Origin of the sequence: Micromonospora sp. NPDC047620 (assembly GCF_043205005.1) — a bacterium.
Taxonomy (GTDB): domain Bacteria; phylum Actinomycetota; class Actinomycetes; order Mycobacteriales; family Micromonosporaceae; genus Micromonospora.
The window spans coordinates 1-1,033 of the sequence record NZ_JBIDDG010000206.1 but is presented as its reverse complement, the minus strand read 5'-3'; the positions used below and the strand labels follow the sequence as shown (position 1 = coordinate 1,033).

Sequence of the window (1,033 nt, the reverse complement as noted above, 5' to 3'; positions counted from 1 at the left end):
ACTCCCAGATGTACTCCGCGAACACCACCGCCTTCGCGCGATCCGACGCCGACGCGGAACCGGGATCGTCGAAATGCACGTCCGCGGCGTCGATCCGGCACATCGGGCGCCCCGTGGCGAAGTACTCGACGGGGACTTTCAAGACCCGGGCCAGGTCGGCCGGAACGTCCGGATCGGGCTGCACGGCGCCGATCTCGTACTGTTCGACGACCGCGGCGGACAGACCTGCCGCGTCCGCGAGTTCGGCGACGGACAGTTCGGCCCAGCGACGCGCCTGGGTCAGCCGGATCGGCTCGAATGCCGACGCGACGAATCCGCCCGGCTCGCCGCTGCGGTCGGTGAGGAGTTTCAGCCCGCGTCGGTCCTGTCGACCGTCACTGTCCACCCGACTTGTTTACCGCATCGACGGGGGCTGCGGGTGATCCGACTCGGGGAAAAATTCGGTTTCCGGCGAAGCGGACAAACTCGGCCGCGGCGAATTGTCCCGCTTCTCAGGGCATTCCGCCGGGCGTGACCGGCACCAGCTCCGGGCGTTTCGCCGGTCGGCCCGCACCGGTCGACACGCCGCGCAGCCGCCGCCAGACCCACGGACGCAATGTCGCTGCGACCCAGGCGAGTTCGCCGGCCGCGCCGGCCGCGCGGAACCGCTCGGAGCCGTCCGGCGGATGGGCCCAGCTGTGGTCGGCGCCGTCGAGGCCGAGTGCCTCCGCGGCGGCCAGTGCGAACCGTTCGTGGCCCAGTTCGGAGCCGTGCAGCCGGTCCGGGCTCCACATGCGCAGATCGACCATCGAGGGAGCCCCGAACAGATCCACAAGGCGCAGTCCGTATCGGCTCGCGCACAGGCGAATTCGATCGTTGATCAGGTCGACGCGGGGTCCGATGTAGCGGGCGGCCAGTGGCACGATCCGGCGCACGTCCGGGAAGGTCGTCGTCACAACCGTTGCGCCGCAGGCGGTCAGCTTCGCGTACAGCTCCTCCATCAGGTCCAGTGCGGCCACGAGATCGGTGCCGGGCGCCGTGACGTCGTTCATGC

The 1,033-nt window shown here is 69.9% G+C and carries 2 protein-coding genes; both read right to left on the bottom strand.

The annotated features are described in order from the left end of the window. The coding region (locus tag ACGF5C_RS35295) for a helix-turn-helix domain-containing protein (RefSeq protein ID WP_393308830.1) at nt 1-385 on the bottom strand (385 nt) is incomplete at its 3' end. 106 nt (nt 386-491) lie between these two features. Further along, nucleotides 492-1,033: GDSL-type esterase/lipase family protein (locus ACGF5C_RS35290; protein ID WP_393308828.1), on the bottom strand; the 542-nt coding region annotated here is incomplete at its 5' end.